The sequence below is a fragment of the Pseudomonas sp. PB106 genome (assembly GCF_009764645.1).
Classification (GTDB): domain Bacteria; phylum Pseudomonadota; class Gammaproteobacteria; order Pseudomonadales; family Pseudomonadaceae; genus Aquipseudomonas.
Genome location: NZ_RWIM01000052.1, coordinates 1 through 14,576 on the forward strand (window position 1 = coordinate 1; position 14,576 = coordinate 14,576).

At 59.9% G+C, this 14,576-nt stretch carries 12 protein-coding genes; 9 read left to right on the top strand and 3 right to left on the bottom strand.

Annotated features, from left to right (window positions below; genetic code table 11):
- Positions 1 to 130: 130 nt before the first annotated feature.
- The 4 genes from EJA71_RS06710 (at position 131) to EJA71_RS06725 (ending at position 8,174) form a co-directional block, all read left to right on the top strand.
- Positions 131 to 1,126 carry an AraC family transcriptional regulator gene (locus EJA71_RS06710; protein WP_158955365.1) on the top strand — a complete coding sequence of 332 codons (996 nt, stop codon included), beginning with the start codon at positions 131 to 133 and terminating at the stop codon, positions 1,124 to 1,126.
- A 257-nt stretch (positions 1,127 to 1,383) separates the two neighbouring features.
- Complete coding sequence (locus EJA71_RS06715) at positions 1,384 to 2,409, top strand: histone deacetylase family protein (RefSeq protein WP_158955367.1); 1,026 nt, start codon at positions 1,384 to 1,386, stop codon at positions 2,407 to 2,409.
- On the top strand, positions 2,406 to 3,506 hold the full coding sequence (locus EJA71_RS06720) for a polyamine ABC transporter substrate-binding protein (RefSeq protein ID WP_158955368.1): 1,101 nt from the start codon (positions 2,406 to 2,408) through the stop codon (positions 3,504 to 3,506). The genes EJA71_RS06715 and EJA71_RS06720 overlap by 4 nt, the downstream gene beginning before the upstream one ends.
- Before the next feature lie 135 nt (positions 3,507 to 3,641).
- Complete coding sequence (locus tag EJA71_RS06725; protein ID WP_158955370.1) at positions 3,642 to 8,174, top strand: hypothetical protein; 4,533 nt, start codon at positions 3,642 to 3,644, stop codon at positions 8,172 to 8,174.
- Here the strand turns inward: EJA71_RS06725 and EJA71_RS06730 are convergent, their stop codons facing one another.
- A complete protein-coding gene (locus tag EJA71_RS06730) occupies positions 8,175 to 9,728 on the bottom strand; it encodes a PLP-dependent aminotransferase family protein (protein WP_158955372.1) in 1,554 nt (517 codons plus the stop codon).
- A 92-nt stretch (positions 9,729 to 9,820) separates the two neighbouring features.
- On the opposite strand from EJA71_RS06730, the gene EJA71_RS06735 reads away from it, so the two are divergent.
- The 3 genes from EJA71_RS06735 to EJA71_RS06745 are packed head-to-tail and all read left to right on the top strand — an operon-like array spanning position 9,821 to position 11,585.
- Positions 9,821 to 10,444, top strand: coding sequence for an FMN-binding negative transcriptional regulator (locus EJA71_RS06735; RefSeq protein ID WP_158955374.1), 624 nt, complete (start codon positions 9,821 to 9,823; stop codon positions 10,442 to 10,444).
- 10 nt (positions 10,445 to 10,454) lie between these two features.
- Positions 10,455 to 10,901 carry a GNAT family N-acetyltransferase gene (locus EJA71_RS06740; protein WP_158955376.1) on the top strand — a complete coding sequence of 149 codons (447 nt, stop codon included), beginning with the start codon at positions 10,455 to 10,457 and terminating at the stop codon, positions 10,899 to 10,901.
- A 12-nt stretch (positions 10,902 to 10,913) separates the two neighbouring features.
- Positions 10,914 to 11,585 (top strand): GNAT family N-acetyltransferase, encoded by a 672-nt coding sequence (locus EJA71_RS06745; RefSeq protein ID WP_158955378.1) that lies wholly within the window; start codon positions 10,914 to 10,916, stop codon positions 11,583 to 11,585.
- A gap of 51 nt (positions 11,586 to 11,636) precedes the next feature.
- On the opposite strand, the gene EJA71_RS06750 is transcribed toward EJA71_RS06745, so the two are convergent.
- Entirely contained in the window at positions 11,637 to 12,536 is a 900-nt protein-coding gene (locus EJA71_RS06750) for a homocysteine S-methyltransferase family protein (RefSeq protein ID WP_158955380.1), read from the bottom strand.
- A 111-nt stretch (positions 12,537 to 12,647) separates the two neighbouring features.
- Between EJA71_RS06750 and EJA71_RS06755 the strand changes: the two genes are divergently transcribed.
- Together EJA71_RS06755 and EJA71_RS06760 are read left to right on the top strand one after the other, a co-directional pair.
- A complete protein-coding gene (locus EJA71_RS06755; protein WP_158955382.1) occupies positions 12,648 to 13,469 on the top strand; it encodes an ABC transporter substrate-binding protein in 822 nt (273 codons plus the stop codon).
- Complete coding sequence (locus EJA71_RS06760; protein ID WP_158955383.1) at positions 13,466 to 14,302, top strand: amino acid ABC transporter permease; 837 nt, start codon at positions 13,466 to 13,468, stop codon at positions 14,300 to 14,302. Before EJA71_RS06755 ends, EJA71_RS06760 begins: the two co-directional genes overlap by 4 nt.
- A gap of 32 nt (positions 14,303 to 14,334) precedes the next feature.
- Here EJA71_RS06760 and EJA71_RS06765 read toward each other — a convergent pair whose 3' ends face one another.
- Positions 14,335 to 14,568 (bottom strand): helix-turn-helix domain-containing protein, encoded by a 234-nt coding sequence (locus EJA71_RS06765; RefSeq protein WP_158955496.1) that lies wholly within the window; start codon positions 14,566 to 14,568, stop codon positions 14,335 to 14,337.
- Positions 14,569 to 14,576: the final 8 nt, after the last annotated feature.

The window sequence follows — 14,576 nt, forward strand, 5'->3', positions numbered from 1 at the left end:
GATAGCGTTCTGTCAGGCGCGATAGAGTTTACTGACAGTCCGCTATCGCGAGCAGGCTCACTCCTACATTTTGATCTTCATACGGCATACAACTTGCTGCGTTCCAGCCATCTCAAGGCTGGAAGATCTCATGCTCCACTCCCACCTCACCACCCTTAACGCCGTATCGCTGATCCTCAATACCTTCAAGGCCGAGGGCCTGTCGAGCGAGGCGCTGCTGGCCGGCAGCGGCATCAGTGCGGCGGATCTGAACCGCGCCGACACGCGCATCACCACCAATCAGGAGATGCAGGTCTGCGCCAACGCGGTCGCGCTCAAGCACGATATCGGTCTGGAACTCGGCCGGCGCATGCACGTTTCCTGCTACGGCATCCTCGGTTACGCCCTGCTGACCTGTGCCACCTTCGGTGACGCTTTGCGCTTGGCGATCCGCTATCCGGCGCTGTTGGGAACACTTTTCGAACTGAATTTGGAGGACGATGGCGAGCGCGTCTGGTTCGTCGCGGCGGATTATCGCGAGAGTCCGGCGATGGCAGTATTCAATGCCGAGTTCTGCCTGGTCTCGCTGAAAGTCATTTGCGATGACCTGCTCGGCCATGCGCTGCCGCTGCTTGCCACACGCTTCGAACACGCCGCGCCGGATTACCGCGACAGCTATGCCGAGCACTTCAGCTCACCGCTGCACTTCGCCGCCAAGGACAACGCGTTCGCCTTCGACCGCCGCTGGCTCGATCAGCCGCTGCCGCTGGCGGATGCCATTACCCACCAAGCCATGGCCGAGCGCTGCCGCAAGCAGAATCTGGAGTTCACCGGGCGTCAGGCCTGGCTCGGGCGAATCCGCCAATTGCTCAGCGCTCAGCTGAACGCCGCTCCAGGGCTGGAAGGACTGGCACAGCAGATGAACTGCTCGCCGCGCACTTTGCGCCGACACCTGAAGGACATGGGCAGCAGCTATCAGGAACTGCTTGATGAACTGCGGTTTGATCGGGCCAAGCAGATGTTGTGTGAGGATCAGTTGCCGATCTACCGCATCGCCGAAACGCTGGGTTTTAGCGAGACCGCGAGTTTTCGCCACGCTTTCGTGCGCTGGAGCGGCGTCGCCCCCAGTCAATTCCGCCCACACTAAAAGATCCTTTGTGGGAGCTGGCTTGCCAGCGATGGCGTCGGCATAGCTGCTATTGATGTCTTCTGATACTCCGCTATCGCTGGCAAGCCAGCTCCCACAGGAATTGTATTCCACGCCAAGACCTGCGCCAGCAAGGGGCGATTTGCGGTCAGAGGTTTTGGCCATATCGATCCCCTTTTGGCCTCTCCTGCCGTTTTCCAATTCGCCGCGCGCCGCAACACTGGACGCAACCGAATCAGCCCTGCGGAGAACAACAAATGCTGACGATCTACTCAGACGATCACCACCTGCACCATGGCCGTTGCGAACTCATCGATGGCCAGCTCAAGCCGTGCTTCGAAATGCCGTCGCGCGCCGACCACGTCTTGCAACGCGTGAAGAACCAGAACCTCGGCGCGGTCGAGGAGCCGAAAGATTTCGGCCTGGAGCCCATCGCGCGCATCCACAGCCGCGATTATCTCGACTTCTTCAAAGGCGCATGGGCGCGCTGGACTGAATTCAACACCGACGGCGATCTGCTGCCCTACACCTGGCCGGCGCGCACCTTGCGCGCAATCAAACCGACCAGCCTGCATGGCCAACTCGGCTATTACAGCTTCGACGGTGGCGCCCCGATCACCGCCGGCACCTGGCAAGCGGCGTACAGCGCAGCGCAAGTGGCCCTCACCGCCCAGGCGGAAATCCAGCGCGGCGCCCGCAGCGCCTTCGCCCTGTGCCGTCCACCGGGGCACCACGCCGCCAGCGACTTGATGGGCGGCTATTGCTACCTCAACAACGCCGCCATTGCCGCGCAAGCGTTCCTCGATCAGGGCCACAAGAAGGTCGCGATCCTCGACGTCGACTATCACCACGGCAACGGCACGCAGTCGATTTTCTACGAGCGCAGCGACGTGCTGTTCACCTCGATCCACGGTCACCCGGAAGCGGAGTTTCCGTTCTTCCTCGGCTATGACGATGAGCGCGGTGAAGGCGCCGGTGAAGGCTTCAACTTCAACTACCCGCTGCCGGCCGGTTCTGGTTGGGACGTGTGGAGCGCGGCGCTCGATCAGGCCTGCGACGAGATCGACCGCTATGGCGCCGACATCATTGTCGTGTCGCTCGGTGTCGACACCTTCAAGGACGATCCGATCTCGCAATTCAAGCTCGACAGCCCGGATTACCTGGCGATGGGCAAGCGTATTGCGGCCCTCGGCAAGCCGACCCTGTTCGTCATGGAAGGGGGTTACGCCGTGGAAGAAATCGGTATCAACGCGGTGAACGTGCTGGAAGGTTTCGAGCAATGAAAACCCTCACGCACGTCATCGCGCCAGCCTTGTGCGCCGCATTGCTGAGCACCGTCGCCCACGCGCAAGAACGCACCCTGCGCGTCTACAACTGGTTCGACTACATCACGCCCAAGGCCCTCGAAGACTTCAAGGCGCAGAACACCCAGACCAAACTGGTCTACGACATCTTCGACACCAACGAAGCGCTGGAGGCCAAGCTGCTCACTGGCAACTCGGGTTACGACGTGGTGGTGCCGTCCAACGTGTTCCTCGCCAAGCAGATCGAGGCCGGCGTATTTCAGCCGCTGGACCGCAGCAAGCTGCCGAACTGGAATCACCTCGATCCGAAACTGATGAAGCTGATCGAAGCCAACGACCCCGACAACAAGTTCGCCGTGCCCTACATGTACGGCACCATCCTGGTCGGCTTTAACCCTGCCAAAGTCAAAGCAGCGCTGGGCGACAATGCGCCGGTGGACAGTTGGGATCTGATTTTCAAGGAAGAAAACATCAGCAAGCTCAAGCAGTGCGGCGTCGCCCTGCTCGACTCGCCGTCGGAGATTCTGCCACTGGCCTTGCAGCACCTCGGTCTCGATCCGAACAGCAAGAACCCGGCGGATTACGCCAAGGCTGAAGCGCTGTTGATGAAGATCCGCCCCTACGTGACCTACTTCCATTCGTCCAAGTACATGGCCGACATCGCCAACGGTGATATCTGCGTGGCGGTCGGTTATTCCGGCAGCTTCTCGCAAGCCGCCAACCGGGCGAAAGAAGCCAAGAACGGCGTGGTGGTCGACATGCGCTTGCCGAAAGAAGGCGCACCGATCTGGTTCGACATGCTGGCGATTCCGAAAGGCGCGAAAAACACCGAAGACGCCTACACCTTCATCAACTACCTGCTGCAACCGCAGGTGATCGCTCCGGTCAGCGATTTTGTCGGTTATCCGAACCCGAACAAGGACGCCACCGAACTGGTCGATCCGGCGATCCGCAACAACCCCAATCTGTACCCGACCGATGCGGCGATGAGCACGCTGTACACCCTGCAACCGCTGCCCCGTGATGCCGAACGGGCGCGCACCCGCGCCTGGACCAAGATCAAATCCGGCACCTGAAGCCTCGCTTGTCAGCCAAAGGCCCGTACACGTACGGGCCTTTTTTCATGGCATATATAGTTACCGCCAAGCGCGGTGCGCGTGTCGATACCGTCGGTGTGGCAATGCCTTCTCCTTCACACCGAGGTCATCAACATGAGCAATCCACTGCCTTCAACTTCTGCGCCGGATTCGTCCGCGCTGGTAGAACAAAGCGATCTGGTCAGTCAGACCAGCCATGGGCCAACCATCAGTGCCGTCGCCGCGCAACTGCTGCGCGCGGCACTCGAAGAACACTATCCGACACTGCACCTGGACCCCGGCAAAACCTTTGTCGGCACGCCGCAATGGCAGGTCGTCGAGGATCAGGTCGAGCCCGGGCCGATCATCTACGAAACCCTGACCTACGTGCTGCTGCGGCTGAGGCTGGAGGGCGGCAGAGCCAATTATTTCCCGGGAGAACACTTCCTGACGCAGGAGCCGGATGCCAGCGATCCCGTGCACCTGGCGGTTGATATCGAACGGATCGCGGAAGTGATCAATGACCAGTGCGCTCGATTGTTCATTGAATTGCAGAAGTATCAGCTTGATTTCTGGAACCAGACGGGCAAGCAGCTCCCGCGCTGGCAGGAGTTGTCCAGCGCGTTGCAAAAAGCCCTGAATGTCAGGGCAGTCAAAGGCCTGGATGCCAATGAGTGTGCGATGGCCCGTGAAGTGTTCAGCTACCCGGACAAAACCAGCCGCAAGAATTCGACCAGCTCCCTGTCCGATCTGCACGCCAGCCTGATCGATATCGACACCGTTGAAAACGATGTCGCCAGCCATCTGTTGCTCGGTGGCGCGTTGGTCATTCGGGCCACGATCGAGGCGCGTGAGCGGCTGGTGATGTTCACGATCGAGCGTGGCTTCGAGTCATTCAACTCGATGCAGCAGCTGGGTGATTCGTTACCGGCAAGCCTCCAGGAACTGCTCGCCGGACGCGACATGACCTGGCGCCTGTTCGAGCCCGAAGGCAACATTTTCGACCATATGGCCTGCGCGTTGGTGGGGTCGCAGCTTGAGGCGATCGCTGCATTGCGCTCTCTCCAGCCTGGACAGTGGACGGATCCGCCAGCCAGCAATGAAGCCGCCACCCGAGACGACACCCGACAACTGCAAATGGCGATTCCACCGTGGCTGCGTCAGGCTTCAGGCCCGGACATTCAGGACTACGGTCGCTACATCACCGGCCTCGGCAAACTCTATCGCAACCCCGAACATCACAAGACCCGCAACGCCCTCCCCGCCATGACTGCCTATGCCCTGCGCCTGATGAGCGAGGCAATCATCGCCGACAGCAGCGCCATCGCCGCGGCCGATCTGCCGTTTGAGCAGTTGCGGATCAACATCACCAACAGTTTTACCGCCGGCAACTTCACCTTGCCCAACCCGCTCGATCATCGCGTCGTCAACCTGGCCGAGTTTGCCCTGGAAAATGCCCCGCCCTATCAAGCGACGATTTCCTTCGCAAACGGTGTAAAGGTGCCGGCCTGGCTGACGCCTGCGTTTCTTACCCGCATCGCCGCCGCGGTCGACATCGGTCAGGCGTATCCTGCGCTGATCAAAAAAACCCTGATCGACGATACCGTCCAGGCCGAGCAGCAGAAAACGTTCTACGGCGAGCAGTTGAAATGGCTGCTGCCATTGCTCGCGCTGGAGTGCAAAGTCAAACACTCCGGCGGTGTCGATGAGCGAGGCTACGGCTATCTCTGTGATCTGCTCAGTCAGAACGACGCGACGCGACAAAGCATGGTGATCTGCCCACTCATCCTGACGCCGCAACACCGTGTGATCAGCAGCAGCGATACCGTCAGCAACATGTTTCTCATCTATTCCCGCCAGACACCTGATGGGGTTTGCCTGCTGTATCGACCGATGATGGATCAGGCGCTGATGCAGTTTCCTTCGCCGCCAAACCTCTTGTACGCCCTGCATCAACCCGGCGAACTGCGTGACTCGGTGCTGGCATGGCTGCCCGACAAAAACCTCAGTTTCGAATACGCCCAGTACGTGTTTCCCGTAGGAGTTCCCTCGCCATGGCTGGTTGCCGAGCAACTGGTCGATCCGAACATGCGCGCGGAAAACCTCGGAGAAGTGCTCATCGAGCGTGAAGAAATCAGCGATGACCTTCTGGCCACACTGTTCAGTCACAACGCGCAGGCCATGGCTGAGCTGGCCGACCGTAAATCCCAGTCCAATGCCGAGCGTCGCTGGACCCTGCTCAAGGACAGCGGCGAGGCGTTGCTGGCCGTCGCCTCGAACTTTCTCAGCGGCTCGGTAGGCGCGGCAGTGTGGGTCTGGCAGACCATCGATCAGCTCCAGCAAGCGCTCACTGCCCGTGAACGCAAGGACGCCTTCAACCAATGGACGGCAGTGTCGGACATTCTGCTGACGCTCGGCATGCTCCTCAGTCATCGCGCAGTTCAGCGCAATCGAAGTTTGTCGGCGGAGGTGCCGCTGAAGCCATCAGCCATGGAAAACGCCACAGCGCGCGAACGGGTTGTCACCGTCACTTACGATGCCGCGCGCTTGACCTCGACAACCACCCCAGAACACTTGTCTTCACTGGATTCCGCCGAGGCGGTGGCCCGTCGAACCCCGACGGCATTGGGTGTTTATCTGGACACCTTCAAGGTGTCTGCGCTCGATACGACCGACGAAGACGTGATAGCCGCCAGGTCCCAGGCCCCCTACATCTATCGCTACAACGAGAAAAGTTATGTGCAGGTCGGTGAGCGCTGGTTCCGGGTGCGGGAAACCTACCAGGGCGATGTTCAGATCATCGCCCTCGACGACGCAAAAAAAACCGGGCCTATGCTCACGCACAATCAGCAAGGTCAGTGGATCGTCGACGTGCGCTTACGCCTGCGCGGGGGTGGCGGCAACGCCCAGAGCAAGCTGGCGCTAGCCCCCAAGGAAATACGCTTCCAGGAGCTCGACGACTCCCTGCAAAGCTTCAAAAAACAGGATCGCACCACCCAAGAGCACCTGCGGATTAGGCAGGTCGCCATGAAAGACCTGGCCTCTGACGCCTTCGACAAGGAAGTGAAGGTCTACGTCGAAGAACTGGCGGCTTCGATCAAGGAGTGCCGACAGGCGCTGGAGCAGCTACGCGAATGGCGCACGTTGGGCGGCAAGGAAAACTATCGCGAAGACCTGCTGCGCATGACCTCCACGCAGGCGTTGAATCTGGCCCAGTGGCTGGTCATCAAGCAGTCGTATTACGCCGTGGCGATCACCACACTCCTGACCCGACATGAACCACCGCTGACGCGCCACGCCTATGTTTCGCTCATCGAAAATACCATCGAACTGTCGCAGGACATGGCTGACAAGCTGACACTGGCAAAGACCACCCTAATGGATCTGCAGGGCACAGGGAAAGTCGGCGCCGAGAAGATCTTCGACATCGGCCGGCGCCTGCCGAGCTTCACGGTGCATGAGCTCAAGGCCAACGAGATCGGTCTGTCCACGGAACTGTGTCTGCAGCAGACCGCCACCTCGCAGATGAGCGAGATGCGCGACCGGCTCAGCTTGATTGTCGGGCGTGCAGCCATTGCCGCACGCGAGGCGCTGGAAATGATCGACATCAGTGGGCCGCAAAGCCATACGTCCGCTCACATCGAAGGCTTGAACACGCTGGTTGAAACCCTGGCCGATGCCAATCAGCGCCTGCAGGAACAAGCGCAGAGCTACGCCGAACTGCTACAGCCGGAGCCGATCGAACACGTGCGTGGCCTGATCGACGAATTCATTCAACTGATTCAGGCACGAACCCTGGAGCTGGTGACAGAATTGCAATCCACCAGTCCGGCGTCGACCCAGGACCGCAAACCCTCGACCTCGGGCCGCGCAGCGGTGAAAGTGCACAAGAGCCGGCCGCGTGACAGCGCCAGCCATGAGCCGGCCCGGACCAAGGATGTACCGCTGACGCCGTTCATTCCGCCCATCCCCGCCCCCGCGCCAGCGGCTCCCCGTCTCAAGGATCTGGAAATCATCAACGAGGGGCTGGAGCTCAGTATCGATGCCGACGAATTCATCGAACGCTCCCGCAAGGACGCATTGCGCCCTCGACGATTGGCCAGCGAAATGCAGGATGTGTTCGAGCAACAGGCACTCAAACTGGCGCAATGTGCTGACAGCGTTGATCAGGCGATGAACCGGATCCGCACAGCCAAAGGCGATGTGCCCCCCGTCGCCGCACTGAGCAGTGAGCTGCGCGCCGCGGCTAAAAAAACCCGCAGTCAGGGGCTGAGCGTTCGCACTTCGCTTTACAAACTGCGCAAGCCAACGCAAAGCGCTTTCAAATGGATGAGCGATAACGGCCAAATCGATATCCGCCGTGACGACCGTGGACGCAAACAAACCAAGGGCCTGGGCGATTACTTTCAGGAGTACCGGATTCTCGACAAATCCAATAAAGACGCGCCAATGTGGCTGGCTCACTTTCATTACGCGAGCGCCACGAGCCCGGCGGATGAACCCACTGCGGCGCACTTGAAAGTCGCTGAGGACTATCTGGCAACGCTCACGGCCACTCAGAAACAAGCGCTCACTGCGTTCGAACCGATTGACGGCGTCCTGCGCAAAATCAGTGATCCGGCCCTGCGCAAACTGTTCCTGGACTTGGAACCCAAGTCACTCCGCTGATCAACAGCGCCAGGCTTTTTTCAACTTCCCGAGCGCGGCTTGGATCGCCGCCTCGGGCACTGCCGCAAAACCCAGCACCAGACCGGCCCGTTGATCCATCGGCGCGGTCGAGTCTGGCAGCCAATAACTGCTCAGCGCGTTGATTTCCACGTCCACGCTGTGCGCCTGTTCAATCAATTGCTGCTCGCGGGCCACGCTGTCCACTTTCACCGTCAAGTGCAGCCCGGCGGAGACGGCGGGCAGGCTGCCGACGCCGGGTAATCCCGCAGGCCAACCCTCCATCAAGGCATTGCGCCGACTGAGTGCCGCGCGACGCATGCGGCGGATGTGCCGCTGGAAATGCCCGGCGGCCATGAACTCCGCCATCACCGCTTGCGTACTGACCTCCGAATGCCGGACATCGACGGCCCGCCGTTGTGCAAAGGCATCGACCAACCCCGGTGGCAACACCAGATAGCCGAGGCGCAACGCCGGGAAGGCAATCTTGCCGAAGGTGCCGACGTACAGCACCCGCCCCTGCCGATCGAGCGCCGCCAACGGCGCCAAGGGTGCGCCGCTGTAACGGTACTCGCCGTCGTAATCGTCTTCGACGATCCAGCCTTGGGTGCGCTCGGCCCAGGCGAGCAATTCCAGACGCCGGGCCAGGCTCATCACCACCCCGGTGGGGTATTGATGAGACGGCGTGACGTACGCCACTCGACAATCGGTGAGGCCGGCCATTTCGGCGCAGTCGATCCCTTCGCTGTCGACCGCCACCCCGTGCAACCGCGCACCGGCCACGGCAAATGCATGACCGGCCGCGCGATACCCCGGATTCTCGATTGCCACGCCGTCACCCGGCGCCACCAGCAGCTGTGCACAAAGGCTGATGCCCTGCTGTGCGCCACTGGTGATCACAATTTGTTCAGCGGAACACTGCATGCCACGCGAACTGCGCAAATACGCCGCGATCATGCCGCGCAATCGGGCATCGCCCGCCGGATCGCCGTAGCACAATTGCTGAAGATCCGGTTTGCGCCAGAAAGCCGCATTCAGCTTGGCCCAAACCTCAAAAGGAAACAGATCAAACGCCGGAACGCCGACCCGAAAAGCGCGCGGCGGACCACTCGGCGGTGTGGCCAAATGATTGTTTTTGATCCGCTCAAAAGTGCCACTGTGGATAACTTTACTGGATGGAATCACAGGTAAATCCAGCCAATTTGTGGGTAAGGCTGTGGGTAAGCCTGTTGACAACCCTGTGGATACTTTTGTGGATAATTTTTTCTTCGGCGTCAGCGCCTGAGCCAATTGCGCGACATAAGTGCCATCGCCGACTTTGCCTTCGATAAACCCTTCGGCGTACAGCTGATCGTAGGCGCGCACCACGCTGTTGCGGGAAATGCCCAGCGCTGCGGCGAGGTCGCGACTGGCCGGCAAACGCGTGCCACTGGCCAGACGCCCGTCGAGCACGCGCAGGCGCAACGCCTGATAGAGCTGGCGGCTCAAGCCCTGACGGCGGTCCAGTTCGATACCGGCAGGGTTGAATGGCATGGACAGCGGTGATGAATCAGGCATGACAATGGACCTATGAAATTGGTCATCAATGGCTCTTACAACAGACCAATAGCCTGCCTACGATGCAGGCATTCGCCAAGGAAAATCTGTCCATGTACACGCCCCGCGCCTTCGCCATCGAAGAACTGTCCCAACTGCACGAACTGATCCTCGCCACCCGCCTCGCCATTCTTGTGACCCACGGCGAAAACGGTCTGCAAGCCAGCCATGTGCCAGTGCTGCTGCATTGCGAACAAGGCGAATACGGCACGTTGTACGGACACTTGGCCCGGGCCAATCCACAGTGGAAAGACCTGCGCGACGGCGCCGAAGCCATGCTGATTTTTGCCGGCGCCGACGCCTACGTCAGTCCGGGCTTTTATCCGAGCAAGGCCGAGCACGGCAAAGTCGTGCCGACCTGGAACTACATCGCCGTGCACGCCTACGGCCACGCTGAAACCTTCAGCGATGGCGGGCGCTTGCTCGATATCGTCAGCACCCTGACCGACCGTCATGAAGCCGGCCGCGCCCAGCCGTGGGCAGTGGCCGACGCCCCCGCCGATTACATCGACGGCATGCTCAAGGCGATTGTCGGTTTTGCCATTCCCATCGACCGTCTCGAAGGCAAGCGCAAGCTCAGCCAGAACCGCAGCGCCGAAGACATTGCCGGCGTGCGCGAAGGCCTGGCCGCCAGCCCCGAGATCAACGACCAAACCCTCGCCCAATTGATGCGCTAAGGAAATCATCATGAGTCAGATCGACATTCGCCAGGTCAGCGCCGCCGACCGCGACGCGTGGCTGCCGCTGTGGCAGGCGTACCTGCGTTTCTACAACACTGAATTGCCAGACGCCGTGACCGACAGCACCTGGCAGCGCTTTCTCGACACGAACGAACCGACTCACGCGGCACTGGCGTGGGCCGACGGTAAGGCGGTGGGCATGGTGCATTACATCTACCACCGCTCGAACTGGAGCATCGAAAACTCCTGCTACCTGCAAGATTTGCTGGTCACTCCAGCGACTCGCGGCACCGGCGTCGGCCGCCTGCTGATCGAACACGTCTACGCCACGGCCAAGGCTGACGGTTGCTGCAAAGTCCACTGGCTGACCCACGAAACCAACGCCACTGCGATCCAGCTCTACGAGCGCATCGCCGAACGCCCGGGCTTCATCCAGTTTCGCAAAGCCCTTTAAGGAGACGCGTACATGACCGCTTCACTCGCTGACTGGAAAGGCGTCCCCGCCCCTACCGCTACCCTGATCGAAGGCCGCTTCATCCGCTTGGAACGACTCGACCCGGCGCGTCACGGCGACCAGTTGTTCGCCGCCCTCGAAGGCCCCGGCGCCGACCCGAAACTCTGGGATTATTTGCCCTACGGTCCGTTCCCGGAACGCAGCGTTTTCGACGCTTGGTTGAACAACCACGCGGCCGCCAGCGACCCGTACTTTTTCAGCGTCATCGACCGCGCGACCAATCAGGTACAGGGCATCCTCAGCCTGATGTCGATTGTCCCAGCGCAGGGCCGCATCGAAATCGGCCACGTTACCTTCGGCGCACCGATGCAGCGCTCGCCGAAAAGTACCGAAGCGGTGTACCTGCTGGCCAAGCATTCCTTCGACCTCGGCTACCGCCGCCTCGAATGGAAATGCAACAACGGCAACGCCCGCTCCAAATACGCTGCCGAACGTCTGGGCTTCAGCTTCGAAGGTGTGTTCCGCCAGCACATGGTGGTCAAAGGGCAGAATCGTGATACCGCGTGGTACTCAATTCTGGATTCGGAATGGCCAGCGATTGGTGCCGGGTTCAAGCGTTGGTTGAGCGATGAAAACCAGACGCCGGATGGACAGGTGAAAGGATTGGTTGAGTGCCGTAGTTAAGGCACAAAGCAAAAGATCGCGGCCCCAAGCTGCGATCTTTTGATCTGTTTTTCACCCCAGCTTTTGCGCCAGCACCGCAATGTGTTCCGGCCCGATCCCGCAGCAACCACCCAAATGGCTGGCGCCGCGCTGCTGCCAATCAATCGCCCAGTGCAAGTAACCCGGTGGATCAAGATCCTCGCGCAAGGGATCGAGACCATCATTGGCGGTAGCCTCTTTTGGCTGTGGCGGAAACGCATTGGCGTAAGCGCCAATATGAATCTTCGTCCCCAGACGCTCGAAGGTTTCACGTGCAGCATCAATCGCCGCACCGATCACTTCCGGCTGACTGCAATTGAACAGCAAGGTCTCGACACCCAACTCAGCCGCAACGGCAGCCGCTTCAGCGACTGTCTCACCGGAGCGCAAACGCGGCACTTCATCGGTGTCTTCATCCTTCAAGGTGAACGACAACCAGAACGGTTTGCCATCCTTCGGCAAACCGGCGTGGATGGCTCGCGCTTCGATGATCGAACTCTGGGTTTCCGCCAGCCACAGATCAACGTGCGGTGCCAGGCCATTGACCAAGGGTTTCAGCAACTCAGTCACTCGGTCGGCGTTGAACAGATCCGGACGATAGGAGCCAAACAGCGGCGGCAATGACCCGGCGACACGCACTGACTTCCCCGAAGCCTGCACCGCCCGCCGCGCCAGCTCCCCGGCCAACGCCGCCAATGCTTGCCCTTCAGCGGCGAAGCGTTCTTCGCCGATGTGAAAAGGTACGACCGCGTAACTGTTGCTGGTGATCACGTTTGCACCACTGGCGATGTAAGCAGCGTGCACCGCCTCGACCGCCTGCGGCGCTTCGCTCAGCGCCAGTGCCGACCATTCAGGCTGGCGAAACGGCGCCCCGGCACGTTGCAACTCACGGCCCATGCCGCCATCAAGAATTACCGTGTTTGCTGCGCCCATATGCGTTTCACTCATATGCTTATGAAAATAACTCACTATCAGAGTCGTTCTTATAACTATTTAATACGCACCAATCGGTTAATCACAACCTATTTTTTTCAGGAAACGACTGTGAAACTGCAACCGCTACTGGCCTTGGGCCTGACGATTCTGGCTGCCTCCACCCAAGCCTTCGGCGGCGCGACGCTGGATCGCGTCGAGCAGAAAAAGGAGCTGGTCGGCGTGCTGATGGAAAGCTATCCACCGTTCTCGTTTCTCAACGATCAGAACCAGCTCGACGGCTTCGACGTCGATGTCGCCAAAGCCGTGGCCGACAAACTCGGCGTCAAGCTGCGCCTCGAAACCCCCTCTTGGGATGTCATCGCTGCCGGTCGCTGGAGTGGCCGCTACGACATCTGCATCTGCTCGATGACGCCGAGTAAAGCGCGCGCCGAAGTGTTCGATTTCCCGGTGGAGTATTACGCCTCGCCAGCCGTGATCGTGGTCAACGCCAAGGATGACCGGATCCACGACGCCAAGGACCTGAGCGGCAAGAAAGTCGGCCTCACCAGCGCTTCCAGTTACGAAAGCTATCTGAACAAGAACCTGGTGATCGAAGGCGCCGAAGACACGCAGTTGCAGTACCCGTTCGAAGATGTGCAGATCGCGCCGTACGATACCGACAACGTCGCCTTTCAGGATTTAGGTCTGGGAGCCGGTGTGCGCCTGGATGCAATCCTCACCAACCTCGTCACCGCGCAGCCACGCCTGAACCAAGACAAACGCTTCAAACTGGCCGGCGCACCGCTGTACTCGGAACCGAACTCAGTGGCCATCGAAAAAGGTGACGCGCAATGGGACGCCAAGGTGCGTGAAGTCTTTGCGCAACTGAAGCAGGACGGCACCCTCAGCAAGCTGTCGCAAAAATGGATCGGCGCCGATATCAGCCAATGACTTCTTTCCCGACACCTCCACAGCCACCGCAACCGGTGGCTGAATCTCGCCTGCAACGGATGTTCGGTTTTCGTACGCGGCTGTACCTGACCTGGGCAGCACTGTTCTGTCTGTTCGCCGGGTTCTTCCTGAGCTTCGACCTGAAGTTCTCGATCATCCTCGACAAACTGCCCAATCTGGTCGGCTTGCACTTGGCGCCCAACGGCTTTCTGCAAGGTGCGGCGCTGACGCTGTTCCTCTGCGCGTGCTCGATTGTTGCCTCGTCGTTGCTGGGCTTCATCACGGCATTGGCACGCCTGTCGAAAAGCGCCGTGGCGTTCGGCATCGCCAGTTTTTACACCTCGTTTTTTCGCGGTACGCCGCTGCTTATCCAGATCCTGCTGATCTACCTGGGCTTGCCGCAATTGGGCATCGTGCCGGGAGCCATCGTCGCAGGCATCATTGCCTTGTCATTGAACTACGGCGCCTACCTCAGCGAGATTTTCCGCGCCGGCATTCTCGGGGTCGACTATGGCCAACGCGAAGCATCGCTGGCATTGGGCATGCGCGATACCGTGATTTTCTGGCGCATCACCCTGCCGCAAGCCATGCGCACGATCATCCCGCCGACGACCAACCAATTCATCTCGATGCTCAAGGACTCGTCACTGATTTCGGTGATGGGTGTCTGGGAAGTGATGTTTCTCGCGCAGTCATATGGGCGATCGAGCTATCGCTACATCGAAATGCTGACGACGGCTGCAATCATTTACTGGCTGATGTCGATCGGGCTGGAGTTGATTCAGGCGCGGATGGAGCGGCATTACGGCAAGGCTTATGTGCGGCGTAGCTAGGGTAATCGGTACGTTAAACGGGACATTGGGGTTTAAGTGAGATCTCGGCGGATCCGCACCACGCCCATTTTCAGTCCAAACGGACGAAACACCGCATTCAACGATTTGAGTGTCTGATTGCCTTCGCCATGTTCGATATGCACCAGTGTGCGCACCGAGATTTTGCACATCTTCGCAAACTGCGTCTGGTGCAAACCGGTCACCTCCACGCGTAGGCGGCGAACGGCTTCACCGATCTGGATCCTCTGAATGCAAAATAATGCAATTCATCTTC

Excerpts from the sequence above, each read along its gene's own strand:
- EJA71_RS06710 (WP_158955365.1), top strand. The coding sequence starts at position 131 with ATGCTCCACTCCCACCTCACCACCCTTAACGCCGTATCGCTGATCCTC.
- EJA71_RS06750 (WP_158955380.1), bottom strand. The coding sequence starts at position 12,536 with ATGGGCGCAGCAAACACGGTAATTCTTGATGGCGGCATGGGCCGTGAG.
- EJA71_RS06730 (WP_158955372.1), bottom strand. The coding sequence starts at position 9,728 with ATGCCTGATTCATCACCGCTGTCCATGCCATTCAACCCTGCCGGTATC.
- EJA71_RS06740 (WP_158955376.1), top strand. The coding sequence starts at position 10,455 with ATGAGTCAGATCGACATTCGCCAGGTCAGCGCCGCCGACCGCGACGCG.
- EJA71_RS06725 (WP_158955370.1), top strand. The coding sequence starts at position 3,642 with ATGAGCAATCCACTGCCTTCAACTTCTGCGCCGGATTCGTCCGCGCTG.
- EJA71_RS06745 (WP_158955378.1), top strand. The coding sequence starts at position 10,914 with ATGACCGCTTCACTCGCTGACTGGAAAGGCGTCCCCGCCCCTACCGCT.
- EJA71_RS06760 (WP_158955383.1), top strand. The coding sequence starts at position 13,466 with ATGACTTCTTTCCCGACACCTCCACAGCCACCGCAACCGGTGGCTGAA.
- EJA71_RS06735 (WP_158955374.1), top strand. The coding sequence starts at position 9,821 with ATGTACACGCCCCGCGCCTTCGCCATCGAAGAACTGTCCCAACTGCAC.
- EJA71_RS06715 (WP_158955367.1), top strand. The coding sequence starts at position 1,384 with ATGCTGACGATCTACTCAGACGATCACCACCTGCACCATGGCCGTTGC.
- EJA71_RS06720 (WP_158955368.1), top strand. The coding sequence starts at position 2,406 with ATGAAAACCCTCACGCACGTCATCGCGCCAGCCTTGTGCGCCGCATTG.